General features: G+C 77.9%; 14 protein-coding genes. 7 read left to right on the forward strand and 7 right to left on the reverse strand.

Annotated features, from left to right (window positions below; all coding sequences use genetic code 11):
- Positions 1–40: 40 nt before the first annotated feature.
- The 6 genes from H7K62_RS14160 to mtrA form a co-directional block, all read right to left on the reverse strand.
- Positions 41–784 (reverse strand): response regulator, encoded by a 744-nt coding sequence (locus tag H7K62_RS14160; protein ID WP_370591781.1) that lies wholly within the window; start codon positions 782–784, stop codon positions 41–43.
- A 282-nt stretch (positions 785–1,066) separates the two neighbouring features.
- Complete coding sequence (hpf, locus tag H7K62_RS22635) at positions 1,067–1,831, reverse strand: ribosome hibernation-promoting factor, HPF/YfiA family (protein WP_186719363.1); 765 nt, start codon at positions 1,829–1,831, stop codon at positions 1,067–1,069.
- Between the two features lie 278 nt (positions 1,832–2,109).
- Positions 2,110–2,955, reverse strand: a complete 846-nt coding sequence (locus tag H7K62_RS24020) for a phosphoribosyltransferase family protein (RefSeq protein WP_186719365.1) — start codon at positions 2,953–2,955, stop codon at positions 2,110–2,112.
- 166 nt (positions 2,956–3,121) lie between these two features.
- Complete coding sequence (locus H7K62_RS14175) at positions 3,122–4,945, reverse strand: LpqB family beta-propeller domain-containing protein (RefSeq protein ID WP_186719367.1); 1,824 nt, start codon at positions 4,943–4,945, stop codon at positions 3,122–3,124.
- A complete protein-coding gene (gene mtrB / locus H7K62_RS14180) occupies positions 4,938–6,509 on the reverse strand; it encodes an MtrAB system histidine kinase MtrB (protein ID WP_186719369.1) in 1,572 nt (523 codons plus the stop codon). The genes H7K62_RS14175 and mtrB overlap by 8 nt, the downstream gene beginning before the upstream one ends.
- 140 nt (positions 6,510–6,649) lie before the next feature.
- Positions 6,650–7,327, reverse strand: coding sequence for an MtrAB system response regulator MtrA (gene mtrA, locus H7K62_RS14185; protein WP_186719371.1), 678 nt, complete (start codon positions 7,325–7,327; stop codon positions 6,650–6,652).
- A 92-nt stretch (positions 7,328–7,419) separates the two neighbouring features.
- On the opposite strand from mtrA, the gene H7K62_RS14190 reads away from it, so the two are divergent.
- The 6 genes from H7K62_RS14190 (at position 7,420) to H7K62_RS14215 (ending at position 13,972) form a co-directional block, all read left to right on the forward strand.
- The gene (locus H7K62_RS14190) at positions 7,420–8,541 is read left to right on the forward strand and encodes a glycerophosphoryl diester phosphodiesterase membrane domain-containing protein (protein WP_186719373.1); all 1,122 of its coding nucleotides are present in this window, start codon (positions 7,420–7,422) and stop codon (positions 8,539–8,541) included.
- 7 nt (positions 8,542–8,548) lie between these two features.
- Positions 8,549–9,244 (forward strand): DUF4129 domain-containing protein, encoded by a 696-nt coding sequence (locus tag H7K62_RS14195; RefSeq protein WP_186719375.1) that lies wholly within the window; start codon positions 8,549–8,551, stop codon positions 9,242–9,244.
- On the forward strand, positions 9,241–10,707 hold the full coding sequence (locus tag H7K62_RS14200) for a DUF4350 domain-containing protein (protein WP_186719377.1): 1,467 nt from the start codon (positions 9,241–9,243) through the stop codon (positions 10,705–10,707). The genes H7K62_RS14195 and H7K62_RS14200 overlap by 4 nt, the downstream gene beginning before the upstream one ends.
- A 137-nt stretch (positions 10,708–10,844) precedes the next feature.
- On the forward strand, positions 10,845–11,831 hold the full coding sequence (locus H7K62_RS14205; protein WP_222437645.1) for an AAA family ATPase: 987 nt from the start codon (positions 10,845–10,847) through the stop codon (positions 11,829–11,831).
- Between the two features lie 67 nt (positions 11,832–11,898).
- A complete protein-coding gene (locus H7K62_RS23300; protein ID WP_186719381.1) occupies positions 11,899–13,290 on the forward strand; it encodes a DUF58 domain-containing protein in 1,392 nt (463 codons plus the stop codon).
- Positions 13,291–13,435: 145 nt separating this feature from the next.
- Positions 13,436–13,972 (forward strand): TetR/AcrR family transcriptional regulator, encoded by a 537-nt coding sequence (locus H7K62_RS14215; RefSeq protein ID WP_186719383.1) that lies wholly within the window; start codon positions 13,436–13,438, stop codon positions 13,970–13,972.
- A 57-nt stretch (positions 13,973–14,029) separates the two neighbouring features.
- On the opposite strand, the gene H7K62_RS14220 is transcribed toward H7K62_RS14215, so the two are convergent.
- Positions 14,030–15,025 (reverse strand): stage II sporulation protein M, encoded by a 996-nt coding sequence (locus H7K62_RS14220; protein ID WP_186719385.1) that lies wholly within the window; start codon positions 15,023–15,025, stop codon positions 14,030–14,032.
- A 64-nt stretch (positions 15,026–15,089) separates the two neighbouring features.
- Between H7K62_RS14220 and H7K62_RS14225 the strand changes: the two genes are divergently transcribed.
- Complete coding sequence (locus H7K62_RS14225) at positions 15,090–15,920, forward strand: RDD family protein (RefSeq protein ID WP_186719387.1); 831 nt, start codon at positions 15,090–15,092, stop codon at positions 15,918–15,920.
- Positions 15,921–16,021 lie beyond the last annotated feature (101 nt).

Here is a 16,021-nt window from a genome sequence, read left to right on the forward strand (position 1 = left end):
CGGCCCGGGTGCCCCGGCCCCGCGGCCCCGCGGCCCCGGGTCAGCTGAACTCGATCATGCCTTCCTTGACGGCGTACATGACCGCCTCCATGCGCGAGTGCAGCTGCAGCTTCTCCAGGATGTTGCGCACGTGGTTCTTCACGGTGTTCTCGCTGATGAAGAGCTCAGCGGCGATGTCCCGGTTGCCCATCCCGCGGGCGACGAGCCCCAGCACCTGCACCTCGCGGTCCGTGAGCCGCGGCACCGGCATCGAGGGGCGGGCCTCGCTGGCGCGCGAGAGCGCCGCGAACTCCGACAGCAGCGCCCCGGCCATGGACGGGCTGATGAGGGACTGACCGCCCATCACGGCGCGCAGCCCGTCGGCGATGTCCTCGCCGGGCACGTCCTTGAGCAGGTAGCCGTTGGCGCCGGCGCGGACGGCCTCGAAGAGGTCGGCCTCCTCGTCGCTCATCGTCAGCATGATGATCTTCGTGGAGGGAGCGACGGCCTTGATGGCCGAGCAGGCCTCGGTGCCGGAGCGCCGCGGCATGCGCAGGTCCATGAGCACGATGTCGGGCAGCAGCGCCCGGGCCTTGGTGATCGCCTCGAGACCGTCCCCGGCCTCACCGACGATGTCGATGTCGTCCTCGGTGTCGAGGACCATCTCCAGGCCGCGGCGGTACAGCGCGTGGTCGTCGGCCATGAGCACGCGGATGGTGTCGCCGGGCACGTAGGTGGACCGCACGTCGATCGCGTCACCCGCCGCGCCGCCTGCGACCTCGGCGCTCTTGCCAGACCCCGTCACCCGTCGTCCCCCGCTCACGCCTGCCGCCACCGGTGCCCCCGCCGTCGGGAAGACCGACGCCCGGGCCCGGATCGCGCGGTGCTCGCGCGTCGCTCGGCCCCCAGCATCGTGCCAGCCGTAACCTCCAGACCCGGGCGACTCGCCGACATCCGGTGCCGAACCGGTGGAAATCCGCCCGATCCGGGCGATCCGGGCGGCTCGCGCCGGCCCGGTCGCGCCGCGGGCGAGGCACCGGGGCGGGCGCCTGCTGGGTCCGAGGGACCGGCGCCCGCCCCGACGGCCTCAGCTGGCGCCGGCCCCCGCGGCCACCGGCTCGCGGCGCTCCGCGGCGGCGTCCTGCGCCGGCTCGGAGGCGGTGCCGTCGTCAGCGGTCTCGCCCTCCCCGGCGAGCCTGAGCACGCCGTAGCTCCAGCCGCGGCGTCGGTAGACGACGCTGGGCCGTCCGCTCTCGGCGTCGACGAAGAGGTAGAAGTCGTGCCCGACGAGCTCCATCTGCTCCAGGGCCGCCTCGAGGCTCATCGGCGTGGCCGGGTGCACCTTGTCGCGGATGACGACGGGTGACTCCCCCAGCACCCACTCGCCGTCCTGGACCTGCGGCGCCTGGCCGCGGTGCACGTGGTCGTCCAGGGCGAGCGGCACCGCGTCGGCCTCGGCGACGGCGTCCGCGGGTGCCGGGCCGGCACCCGCGGGCTCCACCACCGGCTCCGCGCTCCCCCGCGCGTGGTGGCCGGCGTGCCCGTTCTTGTGGACCTTCTTGCGGTCGCTCGCCCGTCGCAGCCGCTCCATGAGCTTCGTGGTGGCCATGTCGAGGGCCGCGTAGGCGTCTCCAGCGCACGCCTCGGCGCGCACGACCGGCCCAGGACCGCGAAGGGTCAGCTCGATGCGCTCGCAGCGCTCCGACTGCCTCTTGTTGGCCTCGTGGCTGACGGCGACCTCGATGCGCTGCACCTTGGGCGCGAGCTGCTCGACCTTCGCGAGCTTCTCGTCCAGGTGACGGCGGAACCGTCCGGGCACCTCGGTGTGCCGAGCGGTGACCACGATCTCCACGATGTCTCTCCTCCGATGCTGCAGGGGGACGGATGGCGGTCCGGGGCTCCGCGCCGGCTCCAGGGGTGAGCCGCGCCGGACAGCCGGGACCGGGAGTGCGCGCCGCGCGGAAGGCACGAGCATCAGACGCTCTGCACGGCGCTCAGGACGACGGCGACCACCCCCTCGCGACGGCGGCGGGGGGCGCCCAGCGCTCGGCTCCACCACGGGGCGGACGGCGAGGGGGCTGCCATGGACCGACGCTAGTGGGCCCCTCCGGCTGTGACCAGTCCCGGACGTCATCCGTCACCCGGCTCGCCGTCGCCACGCCGCTGGGCGGCCGCCAGCACCGCCGCCGCCACCACCGGGGCGCCCGCCGCCCGGAGCGCCCGCGCCGCCTCGGCCAGGGTGGCCCCGGTGGTGACCACGTCGTCGACGACGACGACGGGCCCGACCGCCCCCGCGCCGGGCGGCGCCCCGCGCACCGGGACCGCCCAGGCGGCCGGGCCGTCCACCACGAGGGCGCGCGCGAGGTTGCCCGCGCGCCCGGAGGCGTCCAGGCCCGCCTGGTCGCGCAGCCGGCGCGACGGGCGCAGCACGGGCGCCACCACCACCGGCACGCCGCGACGGCGGAGCTCGCGCGCCGTCGAGACCGCGAGGCCCGCGACCACGTCGCGTCCGCGCCGCCGCACCGCCCGGCCCCCTGACGGCACCGGTACGATCAGGACCGGCGCACCCGCGTGCCCGCGCCCGCCGGGGGACGCCCTGGTCGCTCCGGCAGGAGCGGGCGGAGCGGCCAGGCGCTCGGTCTGCTCCAGGGCCGCGAGCACCGAGCCCGTGAGCGCCGGGACCAGCCAGCGGTCCAGGTCGGCCCGGTCACGGTCCTTCCAGGCCACCACCACCCGGCGCACCGCACCCTCGTAGGCCGCGGCGGCCCAGGTCGGCGGGGCTCCGCGCACCGTGGTGCCGGCCAGCGCCGCGGGCAGCCCGCCGCCGCGCACCGCCGCGGCGCAGGGCCGGCACAGCGGCTCGTCGGCGGCCCCGCAGCCGGCGCACACGGCGGGCCAGACCACCGCTGCGAGCGCTCGCAGCGGGCCCGGCGGCCGCCGGGGGCGATGCGGGACCGGCCTCGTGCTGGGTGCCACGGCAGCCACCCTGGCCCGGGGGCGGCGTGCGCCGGTGTCCGTCGGAGGTGCTTGTGGACGGCGGCGCCCCTGGGCGGGGGGCTGCGGACAGCTGTGGACGGCGCTGTGGACAGCTGTGGACAGCTGCTGCGGCCGGGCCAGGGGGTCGAGCGGGGCGGGAGCGGGGTCAGCCCGGGTAGACGGGGTCGAAGGCGGCCGGCAGCTGCAGCGGCAGCCACCGCGAGCCCTCGCGCGGCCAGACCTGGCCGTCCGCGGCGCCGACCACGAGGGACTGCCGCCCCGAGCCGCCGGCGAGCGTCACGGCGCCGGCCGTGCCGGGCGGTCCGCCGAGGTAGGTGACGCGTCCGCCGTCGACCAGCCACACGCCGGGCGCGTCCAGGGATGCGGCGCCCCCGCCCGCCAGGCGCGCGGAGTCCGCCTGGGCGCTGCCCGGCACGACGGTCCCGAGCACCGCCACGGTGGTGGAGCCCACCCACACCGCCGCGGCCACCGAGGCGAGCCAGGGGGTGGGCGGGTCCTGCGCGGCGGTCAGCTGCTGCGGGGCGCCGCTGGAGCTGCGCTGGACCCCGGCCACGTCCACGCGGACCGCGTCGGGCTGCCCGGCCGCTCCCGTGGAGGTGACCAGCGCCCGCGCGCCGTCCTCGGCGATCCGCACGCCCAGCACGCGCCGGCCGGCCAGCCAGGCGGCCGCCACCTGGGCCACCGCGCCGTCCTCCCCGACCGCGAGCACCGCGCCGGTGCAGGCGGCGGGCGTCGTCCAGGTCCACCCTCCGGGGTCGATCGAGGGGGGTGTGAGGTCCGCGCCCAGGGGGACGGCGGGCGGCATCGCCTCGGCGGCGCCGTCGAGCGCGGCGGCGCTGAGCCGCTGCAGCGCGCTGCGCCCCGCGACCAGCACGACGACGGCGTCGTCGCGCACCGCGGGCGAGGCCGCCCCCGGCACGGCGGGGAGCCCCTCGACGGGGACGACCTGGGAGCCGACCAGCCGGCACACGCGGTCCTGGGAGAGCAGGTAGGGCGCGTCGGAGTCGGGCGGGACCGGCAGGGGCAGGGTGGAGACCGGTGAGAGCTCACCACCGTCCAGGCTGGTCACCACCTGGGTGATCCCCAGCTCGGAGGACTGGAGGGTGGCGCTCACCTGCTGCTGCAGCTGGCGGGTCTGCGCCGCCCGCTGCCGCTGCAGACCGGCCGGCAGGTCCACCGTCGCGACCCCGTCGGTGACGGTGACGCTGTTCGCCGGGAGGTCCGTGCCCGTGGGAGCCCCGCTGCTGGTGGCCGCCGCGAGCTGTGACGGCGGTCCCGCCAGCACCTGCTCCACCAGGGTGGTGGCCGTGGCCGGGCGGTCCAGCAGCCAGCGGGGGTCGGGGACGAGGACGTCGCCGTCGGGGCGCGCCACGAACATCACCGGGCGCTGGGTGAACGTCTGCTGGAACCGGGCCTCGTCGAGCAGGAGCAGGTCGGGGGCGTCGTCGATGCGCCACTGCCCGTCCTCGCGCAGCAGCGTCACGGAGAACTCGCGCCGCTGCCCCACCGGCGAGGGCCGGTAGACGCCGGTCGGGTCCACCTGCGCCAGCTCGGGCGCCGCCACGGAGACCACCACGGTCCCGTCGGCGCTGGTCGCGCCCTGCTGCACCACGAGGGCGCCCACGGGCAGCACCACGGTGAGCGCGGTGGGCCTCCAGCTGGCGCGCCGCGAGGAGCTGAGGAACTCGCGGGCCGCCTGGAACTCCTCCTCCACGCCCACCCCGGCCAGGAGGAAGCCCCGCACCACCCCCTCCGGCGTGGCGCCCGGCACCGGCCCCACGGGCTCGACGCGGTAGCCGGGGTCGGGGTCCGCCCGGACCACCCGGCCCTGGCGGACGGGACCGGTCACGGGGATGCGGGCGCAGCCCGCCGCGGCCGTCCCCAGCAGACCGGTCAGGGCCAGGAGGACCGCGCGGCGCCCCGGCAGACCGGTCCGGCCGGGACGGACCGGGCCGCCGCCGTCAGGCACGCGGCGCCGCCGTGATCTGCAGCATCGGGCGCAGCGGCAGCGGTGACCCGGCGCCCAGCTGCGCGTCCCGGGTCCGCGGCAGCGTCAGGAGGAACGTGGCGCCCTCCCCGGGCCGCCCGACCACCTCCAGGCGCCCGCGGTGCAGCAGGGCGTCCTCGCGCGAGATCGCCAGGCCGAGCCCCGTGCCGCCCGTCGTGCGGGCCCGGGCCGGGTCGGCGCGCCAGAACCTGTCGAAGACGCGGGCGGCGTCGGCGGGGGTCAGCCCGACGCCGTGGTCGCGCACCCGCACCGCCACGGCCACGTCGTCCGCGGCGACGTCCACCTCCACGGGCCGCCCCTCGCCGTGCTCGACGGCGTTGACCACGAGGTTGCGCAGCACGCGCTCCACGCGGCGGCGGTCCACCTCGGCGGAGCAGCCACCCTCCCCGGGGGCCGCCTCGACGCCGGTGACCTCGTCGACGGCGCGGGGGTGCACGGTGACGCGCAGCTCGGTGCCGGTCCGCTCGGCCAGCGGCAGCGCTCCCTCGGCGGCCCGGCGGGCCAGCACCCCCACGTCCACCCGCTCCAGGTCGAGCGCGGCGGCCCCGGCGTCGTACCGGCTGATCTCCAGCAGGTCCGCCAGGAGCTCCTCGAACCGGTCCACCTGCGTGTAGAGCAGCTCCGCCGAGCGGGCCACGGCGGGCGGGAAGTCCTCGCGGGCGTCGTGGATGACCTCCCCGGCCATGCGGATGGTGGTCAGCGGGGTGCGCAGCTCGTGGGACACGTCGGAGACGAAGCGCTGCTGCAGCGTGCCCAGCTGCTCCAGCTCGGTGATCTGGCGCTGCAGGCTCGACGCCATCGTGTTGAACGACGCCGCGAGGCGGGCGAGGTCGTCCTCGCCCCTGACCTCCATCCGGTCGCCCAGGTGCCCGTCGCCCATCCGCGAGGCGACCGCCGCCGCGGCGCGCACGGGCTGCACCACCTGGTGGACGACGACGGCGGTGACCACCCCGACCAGCAGCACCAGCACGAAGGCCCCGACGAGCAGCGTGCGCTGCACGGCGTCCAGGGTGGCCTGCTCGCGCGAGAGGTCGAAGAGGAAGTACAGCTCGTAGCTGCCCGCGATGGGCACCTTGACCATCGACCCGACGGCCAGCCACGGGCGCTCCCGGCCGTCCACGTCGACGCTGATGGACTGGTACTGCTGGGTGGTGCCGCCCTGGCGCACCGCGGCGCGCAGCGTGTCGGGGACGGCCAGCGGACCGCTGGAGGCGCTGAAGAGCGCGCTGCCGATGGACGTCTGCGGCTGGGCTCCCGGCGGCTGCAGGAGCAGCACCGTGCGGTCCAGGCCCACGCCGACGCCCTGCAGCTGGCCCAGCAGCGTCTGCGTCTGCTGCTGCACCTCGTAGGTGTCCTGGGCGGTGAACTGGTCGAAGCGCGTCTGGGCGTTCCGCGCGCCGTTCAGCGCCTGGCTGAGGGCCTGGTCGCGGCGGCTGTCGAAGAGCTGGTCGCTGATGCGCCCGGCGAGGTAGGCGCCCGCGAGCGCCACCGCGAGCAGGGTGAGCAGGGTGGTGGTGGCGACCACGCGCAGCTGCAGGGAGCGGCGCCAGCGCCGCCGCGGGCCGGGTCCCGCGAGGAGCGCCTGCCAGCGCCGGCGCCACCGGCCGCGCGCTCCGCCGCCGCGGTGGAGGACCGCCAGGTCGCCCTGCTCCAGGGGCGCGCCGGTCAGGGCGGGCCGGCCTTGTAGCCGACGCCGCGCACCGTGAGCACCACCTCGGGGTGCTCGGGGTCGGTCTCGACCTTGGAGCGCAGCCGCTGGACGTGGACGTTGACCAGGCGGGTGTCGGCGGCGTGGCGGTACCCCCACACCTGCTCGAGGAGCACCTCGCGGCTGAAGACCTGCCACGGGCGGCGCGCGAGCGCCAGCAGCAGGTCGAACTCCAGGGGGGTGAGGTTGACGGGGTCGTCGCCGCGGTGCACGGCGTGCCCGGCGACGTCGATGGTCACCGGCCCGATCCGCAGCACCTCCTGCTCGGGGGCGTCGTTGCGGCGCAGCCGGGCGCGGACCCGGGCCACGAGCTCCTTGGGCTTGAACGGCTTGGGCACGTAGTCGTCAGCGCCGGACTCCAGGCCGGCGACCACGTCGAGGCTGTCGGTGCGCGCCGTGAGCATGACGATGGGGACGCCGGACTCGGCGCGGATGCGGCGGCAGACCTCGATGCCGTCGATGCCGGGCAGCATGAGGTCGAGCAGGACGAGGTCGGGGCGGGACTCGCGGAACGCCGTGACGGCGCCGCTGCCCGTGGCGCAGAAGGAGACCTCCAGCCCTTCGGCGCCGAGCACGATGCCGATCATCTCGGCGAGCGCGGTGTCGTCATCCACGACGAGGACGCGTCCCTTCACCCCCACAGTCTGCCTGACCGCGCCGGCAGCGCCGCCGCGCTCGGGTGAGCGCCGCACCCGGTCGGCCGCCGCGGGGTGCCACGATGGGTGGCATGAGCGAGCCGCCGAGCTGGACCGCGCCCGGCGCCGGGGACCCGGACCGTCCCGAGCGGCACCCGGCCCCGGGCCCGGGGACCCCTGCGGGTCAGGGGCCGCCGGCGGGCGGCTGGGGCCAGCCGGCCGCGGTGCCGGGCGGCTCGTGGGCGGCGCCCGCGCCGCGGCCGGGCATCGTCCCGCTGCGGCCGCTGACCCTGGGCGAGCTGTGGGACGGCGCCTTCCGCGCCGTGCGCACCAACCCGAAGCCGCTGCTGGGCTTCTCCGCCGTCGTCGTCGTGGTCATCACGGCGGCGTCGCTGGCCGTGAACGCCGCCCTGCAGGGGCGGCTGCTCTCCTTCGAGCAGGACCCGTCGGCCTCTCCCGAGCAGGTGCTGAGCACGCTGGGGGGCGATGCCCCGGGGCTCGTGGGCGGCTACCTGGTCTCAGCGGTGCTGACGCTCGTGGCGACGGCGGTGCTGACGGGCGTGGTGACCGTGTCCGTGAGCACGGCCGTGCTGGGGCGGCGCACCCCGGGGGCGGAGCTGTGGCGCCGGGTGCGCGAGCGCCTGTGGGCGCTCGTGGGCGTGTCGGTGGTCATCTCCCTCATCCCCGGGGCCGCCCTGCTGGTCCTCCTCCTGCCGGGGTTCCTGCTGACGGTCGGCGGGGCCGTCGGTGGCAGCGGCGGCTCCGTGGCCGGCGGGGTGGTGCTGCTGCTGGTGGGTCTGCTGCTGGGGCTCGTCGCGTCCTTCTGGCTCACCGCGAGGCTGCTCCTCGCGCCGGCGGCGCTGATCCTCGAGGGCCAGGGCGTCGGCGGTGCGGTCAAGCGGGCCTGGGGGCTGTCGCGCCGCGGGTTCTGGCGCCTGCTGGGCGTGTGGCTGCTCACGACCGTGTGCATCCTCGTGGTCTCGGGCGTGGTGACCGCGCCCTTCTCCATCATCGCGACCGTCGTGGGGACGGTGGTCGGCGTCGACAGCCCGCTGTACCTGCCCGTGACCCTCGGCATCACCGGCATCGGCACGGCGCTGGTGTCCACCGTGGTCTACCCGCTGCAGTCGGCGGTGACCGCGCTGCTCTACGTCGACCAGCGCATGCGCCAGGAGGGCCTGGACGTCGAGCTCGCCCGCTCCGCGGCGCAGTGATCCCCCGGTGACGCTGCTCACGTCGGTGCTGGCCGGTGCCCCGCTGGCGCCGAGCGCTGACGACGCGCGCCGCGCCGCCGAGCGCGAGCTGGCCCGGCGGGTCTACCGCGACGCCGAGCCCGGTCTGCTGCAGCGCGCCTGGGACGCGGTGCTCGAGGCCCTCTCCCGCCTGCAGGGCCCCTCCGGCGGGGGTGTGCTGCAGGTGCTGGTGGTCGTGCTGCTGGTCCTGGCCGTGGTGGTGGTGGTGGCCCTGCTCGTGCGCCGCACCGGCGCCGCGGCGCGCCGGGCGTCCTCGACCGCCGAGGCGGGGCTCACCGGCCCCGTGGACGCCGCGGCGCTGCGGGCCGAGGCGGCGCGGGCGGCCCGCGAGGAGCGGTGGGACGACGCCGTGGTGGTCGGCTTCCGGGCGCTGGTGCGCGGTCTGCAGGAGCGCGACCTCGTGGGCGCGGCCCCCGGCCTCACCGCCTCCGAGGCCGCGCGGGAGGCGGGGCGGGCCCTTCCCGAGCTCGCCGGCCGGCTCCGCGCGGTCGCGGACCTCTTCGACGGCGTCCTGTACGGCGGCCGACGGGCCTCCCAGGCGGACGCCGAGGCGGTGGCGGGCGTGGACAGCTCGGCTGCGGCGACCCGGCCGGCGCGCTCCACGCGGCCGGACCCGGCGCAGCCAGACCCGGGGCAACCGGACCTGGCGGGGAGGGCCCGGTGACGACGACGACCTCCGCGCCCGGGTCCACCGGCGCGACCACCCCCACCACCACGACCGGCACCACCCGTGCCGCGGGCGCTGGCCGCAGGCGGCTGCTGGTGGCCCTCCTCGTCGTCCTGCTGGTCGGGGTGCCGGTGCTCGCCGCCGCCCTGGGCTCCCGCTCCAGCGGACGCGACCTCGACCCCGACAACCCCGCGCCCGGTGGCGGACGGGCCCTGGCCGCGCTGCTCGCGCAGGGCGGAGTGCCGGTGCAGCGCGTGGGCACCGCCGCGGCCGCCTCCCGCGCCCTCGAGACCGACAGCGGCCGCGGGGCCACCCTGGTGGTGACCGACCCGGACCTGCTCGACCCCGCGCTCCTGACCGGCCTGCTGGGACGCTCGCGCGCGGTGCTGCTGCTGGGCGCGTCGAGCGCGGCCCTGGAGGCCACCGGGACGGGCCTGCGCCTGGCCGGTGACGTGCAGCGGTCCCAGACCACCGAGACGACCCGCGGGACGGCCCCCGGGACGGGTCCGCGGACGGACCCGTCGACGGCGGCGGTCTCCGCGCCCGTGGCCGCCCAGGACGGCCCGCCCAGCGACGACCCGGTGCCGGCCCGCTGCGACGACGGCGACGCGTCGGCCGCCGGCACCGTTGCCAGCCCGGCCGACACCGCGGCCGCCGCCGCGCACGACGCCCGCGAGCAGCTGCTCACCACCGGCTCGGGCGGCTCGGGCGGCTCGGGCGGCTCGATGGCGCGGACGTGCTTCGACGGGCTGTACGGCACCGGCACCGCGCCGGGGGGAGCGCGGGTGCAGGTGCTCACCCAGCCGGCTCTGGTCTCCAACGAGCTGCTCGCCGAAGCTGGCGACGCCGCGCTCGGGCTGCGGGCCGCCGGCTCCCAGCCGCGCGTGGTGTGGCTGGTGGCCTCCCCCCTGGACGCCGCCCCCGACACGGCGCCGTCCCTGGCGCAGCTCGTGCCGGGCTGGGTGCTGCCGCTGGCCGTGCAGCTGGTGCTCGCCGCGGTGGCCGCGGTGGTGTGGCGGGCGCGCCGCTTCGGGGCGCTGGTGGTGGAGCCGCTGCCGGTGGTGGTCCGGTCGGTGGAGACCGCCCGCGGGCGGGCGGCCCTCTACCGCGCCTCGCGCGACCCCGGCGGCGCCGGCGGCGCGCTGCGGGCCGCCCTGCGCTGGCGGCTGCAGCAGCGCCTCGGCGTGCCGCCGGGCACCGCCGTGAGCGCGCTGGCCGCGGGCACGGCCCACGCGGTGCGCACCACCGGCGCGAGCGCCGCGGCCGACCGGTGGACCGCTCAGGCCGTCGAGCGCCTGCTCACGGGCCCGCCGCCGGCGGACGACGCCCAGCTGGCGGAGCTCCTGCGCGACGTCGACGCCCTGGAGGCCGACCTCGCCCCCGTCAGACCCGCCCCACCCCCCAGACCGGCGACCGCGCAGGCGCCCGAGCCGTCGACGACCCCGGAGGACCTCCCGTGACCGACTCCCCCGCCGACCCCCCGACCGACCGCCCGACCGACCGCCCGGCCGACCGCCCGGCCGACCGCCCGGCCGAGCCGGCTCCGCAGGCCGCTGCGGAAGCCGCCCCCGAGGCCGCTGCGGAGCTCCCCCCGCCGCTGCCCGCCCAGCCCTCGGGTGGCGCGTCCGCGGCGGACCAGCGCGCCCGCGCGGCGCTGGCCGCCGTGCGCGCGGAGGTGGGCAAGGCCGTGGTGGGGCAGGAGGGCGTGGTGACCGGCGTCGTCGTCGCCCTGCTGTGCGGTGGCCACGTGCTGCTGGAGGGCGTGCCCGGCACCGCGAAGACGCTGCTGGTGCGGGCGCTGTCGGCGTCGCTGTCGATGAGCAGCAAGCGGGTGCAGTTCACCCCCGACCTCATGCCCGGCGACGTCACCGGCTCCCTGGTCTTCGACGCCCGCGCCGGCGAGTTCGCGTTCCGCCCCGGTCCGGTCTTCACCCAGCTGCTGCTCGCGGACGAGGTCAACCGCACCCCTCCCAAGACGCAGGCGTCGCTGCTGGAGGCCATGGAGGAGCGCCAGGTCACGGTGGACGGCACGGCGCACCGCCTGCCCGAGCCGTTCCTCGTGGCCGCCACGCAGAACCCCGTGGAGCAGGAGGGCACCTACCCGCTGCCGGAGGCGCAGCTGGACAGGTTCCTGCTCAAGCTGGTGGTGCCGCTGCCGCCGCGCGACACCGAGGTGGAGGTGCTGGCGCGCCACGCGGCGGGCTTCGACCCGCGCGACCTGGCCGCAGCGGGCGTGCGCGCCGTCGCCGGGCCGGAGGACCTGGCGGCCGCGCGCGCTGCTGTCGCCCGGGTGCACGTGGCGCGCGAGGTGGTCGAGTACGTGGTGGACGTGGCCCGCGCCACCCGCTCGGCGCCGTCGCTGCGCCTGGGCGCCTCGCCGCGCGGCGCGACCGCGCTGCTGGCCGCGGCCCGTGCGTGGGCGTGGCTGACCGGTCGAGACTACGTGGTGCCGGACGACGTCAAGGCGTTCAGCCTGCCCGTGCTGCGCCACCGAGTGCAGCTGCGTCCGGAGGCGGAGCTGGACGGCGCCAGCGTCGACGCGGTGCTGGAGAGCGTGCTGGCCGGCGTGCCGGTCCCCCGGTGACCAGCCCGGTGACCAGCCCGGTGAGCAGCCCGGTGACCAGCCGGTCCTCCGGCCCGGTGGTCGCGCCGTGGTGCTGACGGGCCGGTGGGCTCTGCTGGTGGTGCTCGGCGCGCTGCCCGCGGCGCTGGTGCCGGCGCTGCTGGGCACCGGGGCCGGGGACGGCGGCGGGGACGGGGCCGCCGGCTGGCTGCGCTGGTCGGGCGTGCTCGGGTGGGCGCTCGTGGTCGTCGTCCTGGTGGTGCTCGACCTCGTGCTGGCGGGCTCGCCGCGGTCGCTGTCGGTGCGGCGCGAGGAGCCCGGGGCCGTGCGCCTGGGCGAGCGCACCGCCGTGCCGCTGGTGGTGGAGAACTCCGGCGGCCGCCGGGTGCGCGGGGCGCTGCGCGACGCGTGGCCGCCGTCCGCGGGCGTCGTCGTCCCCCGGGCCGGTCGACACCGCCTCGACCTGCCCCCCGGGGAGCGCCGCCGCCTGGTCACCGACCTGGAGCCGTGGCGGCGCGGTGACCGCGAGGCGTCGGCCGTGGTGGTGCGGTCGGTGGGCCCGCTGGGTCTGGCGGCGCGGCAGCGGACGCTGCCCGCGCCCGGACGGGTGCGCGTGCTGCCGCCCTTCACCTCCCGCCGGCACCTGCCGGCGGCGCTGGAGCGGCTGCGGCAGCTGGACGGGTCCGCCAGCGTGCAGGTGCGCGGTCAGGGCACCGAGTTCGACAGCCTCCGCGAGTGGGTGGAGGGGGACGACGCCCGCTCCCTGGACTGGCGCGCCACCGCGCGTCGGGGCACGCCGGTGGTGCGGACCTGGCGCCCGGAGCGCGACCGGCGGGTGCTGGTGGTGCTGGACACCTCCCGCACGTCCGCCGCGCGCATCGGCGACGCGCCCCGGCTGGACGCCGCCATGGACGCGTCGCTGCTGCTGGCCGCCGTCGCGGCGACCGCCGGTGACCGGGTGGACCTGCTGGCCGCCGACCGCTCCGTGCGCGCCGCCGTGGTGGCGCAGCGACCGCCCGCGCTGATGCCCGCCCTCGTCCAGGCGATGGCCCCGCTGGAGCCGGCGCTGGTGGAGGCTGACTGGCCGGCGCTGGTGGCCCAGGTGCGCCGCCGCATGCCGCACCGGGGCCTGCTGGTCCTGCTGACACCCCTGGAGCCGGCGGCCGAGGCGGGCCTGCTGCCCGTGCTGGCCAGCCTCACCGCGCTCCACACCGTGGTGGTGGCGTCCGTGGCGGACCCGGCGCTGGACGTCCTGGCCGCCCAGCGCGGGGACGGCCCCGGAGGACGCCGTGCCCGTGGGGCGCCTGACGCCGCCGACGCGTACACGGCGGCGGCCGCCGAGCGCACCCGGCTGGAGCGGGCGGCCATGACCGCCCTGGTGCGGCGCACAGGCGCCGTGGTGGTGGAGGCCGACCCGGAGCACCTGCCACCCCGGCTCGCGGACGCCTACCTGTCGCTGAAGGCCGCCGGTCGCCTCTGAGGCCGTGGCGCGGACCACCGGGCACGCGCCGGGACCCCCGCGCAGCGGAAGATCGACATCCTGGCAAGATCCTCCGCCGGAGGTGGGCATGGATCTCATGGAACGGCGACGGCGGGCCGTTCGGCTGGACATCCAGCGCGCGGCCGTGGAGCTGTTCGAGGAGCACGGCGTCGAGGCGGTGGCGGTGGACCAGATCGTCGCGGCGGCGGGGGTCTCGACGAGCACCTTCCACCGGTTCTGCGCCACCAAGGAGGACGCGGCCACCTGCCACCTGGAGACCGCGGCCGAGGACCTGGCCGGCGCCGTGGAGCGACGGAGCGGCACGACGCTGCTGCGGGCGGTCCGCGACGCCGCGCAGGAGACGCTCGACGCGGTCGAGGCACCGGCGCTGGACCTGCGCCGGACCATCGCCGTGTGCCTCCAGCACCCGCCGCTGACGGCCAGGTGGCTCCTCGTCGGACGGGCGGGCCAGCAGCGGCTGGCGGAGCTCGTCGGTGGTGCGCCGACCGGTCCCGGCACCCAGCGCGCCGAGGTGCTGGCGGCCGCGGTGATGGGGGCGGTGCTGACCGCCTCGGAGCACTGGGCGCTGGACGGCGGCTCGCTGGCCGACCACCTGGACCGCTGCTTCGCGGTGCTCGAACCGCTCGACGAGCCCTTCCCGCCCCGTCCTCGGCAGACCTGACCGCGGGGCACGTCCCCTCCGTCTCCCCCGGCTCCCCGGGCTCCTCGGTCCCCCGGCTCAGCCGGCGACGGGCTCGACGGCCTCGCGCTGCTCCTCGCGCACGTCACCGGTCTCGCCGCGGCGGGCCGCGCGGCGGCCGAGCACCCCCGCGTAGGTGAGGAACGCCGCCAGCGCCAGGGCGCCGATGCTGATGCGCGCCCAGGTGGGCAGTCCGCTGGGGGTCACGAAGCCCTCCACGAGCCCGGACAGGCCGAGCACCGCCACGAGCCCCAGGGCGACGGTGACCAGGGCGCGGCCCTCCTCGGCGAGCGCGCGGCTGCGCGGCCGCGGGCCCGGGTCGACCAGGGCCCAGAACAGCTTCAGGCCGGCCCCCGCGGCCACGAAGACGCTGGTCAGCTCCAGGAGGCCGTGCGGGAGGATGAGGCCGAAGAACAGCGGGCCCTTGCCGTAGCTGATCATCAGCCCGGCGGCCACGCCGACGTTGAGACCGTTCTGCAGCAGCGCCCAGGGCACCCAGAACCCGCTGATCCCGAAGATGACGCACTGGGCGGCGATCCACGCGTTGTTGGTCCACACCCGGGCCGAGAACGCGGCGGCCGGGTCCGCGGAGTAGTAGCCGGCGAAGTCGGACTCGACGTAGCGGCGCAGCTCCTCGGGGGTGCCCAGCGCGGCGAGGACGGCGGGGTCCCTGACCACCCACAGCGCCGTGGCCGTGGCCACGGCGAGGGTGAAGGCCGCCGCTCCCGCCGTCCACCAGCGCACCCGCCACAGCGCCGCGGGGAAGGAGGTGGTGACGAAGCGCGCCAGGTCCCGCCAGGCGGGCTCGCGGGCCCCCGCGATCCGCGTCCGGGCGCGGGCCACCAGCCGCGACAGGTGGGCGGCCACGGCCGGGTCACCGCCTGAGGACCGCACCTGCGACAGGTGCGTGGCGGCGCGCTGGTAGAGCAGCACGAGCCGGTCCGCCTGGGCGCCGGTCAGCTGCCGGCGCCGGAGCAGCTGCTCGAGCTCGTCCCACTCGTCGGAGTGCACGGCCGCGAAGGCCTCGGCGTCCACCCGCCCAGTGTGCCGTGCCGGCGACCCGTCAGACTGCCGGTCACACCCCGGCGGAGGAGGGCGAGTGGCAGACCGCGACGACGACGCGCTGGTCCTCCCCCCTGCCCTCGTCACGGGCGAGGCCGTGGAGCTGGAGGTCCGCCCCGCCGGCCTGCTCTCGCGCGTGCTGGCCCTGGCGCTGGACGTCGTCGTCCAGCTGGGCCTGCTCGTCGGCGGGTTCGTGGTGTTCGCGGTGGCCACCGACGGGGCCGACGAGGCCACGCTCGCCGCCACGGGCCTGGGGCTGTCGGTGCTCGTGCTCGTGGTGCTGCCCGTGACGTGGGAGACGCTCTCGCGCGGCCGCTCCCCCGGCAAGGCCGCCGCGGGACTGCGGGTGGTGCGCGACGACGGCGGTCCCGTCCGCGCCCGCCAGGCGCTGGTGCGGGCGCTCGCCGCCGTCGGGGAGCTGTGGATCACGGGCGGCTCGGTGGCCGCGATCGCGTCGCTGGCCTCCCGCCGCGGCAAGCGCGTGGGCGACCAGCTGGCGGGGACCGTGGTGGTGCGCGACCGGGTGGCGCGCCTGCGGCCGCAGCCGCTGCCGCAGGCGCCGGAGCTCGCGGCCTGGGCGCGCAGCGCCGACGTCGGCATGCTGCCGGGCCGGCTCGCGGTGGCGGCGCGCACGGCGCTGGCGAGGGCGGACACCCTGCACCCGTCGTCGCGCGAGCGGGTGCTCGGCGCGCTGGCCGCCGAGGTGGCGGCGCTGGTGGCACCGCCACCTCCCGCGGGGACGCCGCCTGAGCGGCTGCTGGCGGCCGTCCTGGCGGAGCGGCGCGACCGGGACACGGCTCGGGCGCAGCGCGAGCGCGCCCGCCGGGACGCGCTGCACGAGCAGGCCCGCCGCCTCACCGGTCTCTGACGCCCGTCCCCTGACCGCAGCCGGGCCTCCGGCTGCGGTCCCGGACGCGGGGCGGGGCGCAGGACGACGACGGCGGGCCGCCCCCTCGCGGTGAGGGAGCG

The sequence above is a fragment of the Quadrisphaera sp. RL12-1S genome (assembly GCF_014270065.1).
Lineage (GTDB): Bacteria > Actinomycetota > Actinomycetes > Actinomycetales > Quadrisphaeraceae > Quadrisphaera.